Raw genomic sequence first — 442 nt, 5'->3', positions numbered from 1 at the left:
AGCCCAGTTCGCCCAGCGGGGTGCTTTCGCCGAGCAGGCGGCCGTTGGCGTCGTAGGCGAAGGCCAGGCGTTCGGCCTGCAGGCCCTGGCGTTTGCCCCGTTCGCTGGGCAGGCGGTCGATGCCTTGCAGGCGGTCGCCGGCGTCGTACTGGTAGTCGTAGCGGGCGTCGTCGGTGAGCTTGGCCAGCAGCCGGCCGAGGGCGTCGCGTTCGAACCGGGTGTACCGCGTGGGGCGTTCGCCCTGCTGGCCGTAGCCGGTTTCCTCGACTTCCACCAGGTGGCCGCCGGCGTTGTAGCGGAACCGGCGGGTGAGGTTGTCGATGCGCTGCTCTTCCACCAGGCGATCGCTGGCGTCGTAGGCGAAGCGGTAGGCCGCGCCGTTCTCGTTGACCAGCGCGGCCAGGCGCAGGGCGCGGTCGTATTCGTAGCGGACGATCTGCCC

At 70.6% G+C, this 442-nt stretch carries 1 pseudogene; it reads right to left on the bottom strand.

Features of this window, described 5'->3' with window-relative positions:
- Positions 1-442: pseudogene (locus DK254_RS16840) on the bottom strand (RHS repeat domain-containing protein); the annotation flags it as partial.

Origin of the sequence: Pseudomonas sp. RW407, assembly GCF_003176655.1 — a bacterium.
Taxonomy (GTDB): domain Bacteria; phylum Pseudomonadota; class Gammaproteobacteria; order Pseudomonadales; family Pseudomonadaceae; genus Pseudomonas; species Pseudomonas delhiensis.
Note: the sequence above shows the minus strand (reverse complement) of the source record. Positions and strands in the feature narration are given on the sequence as shown.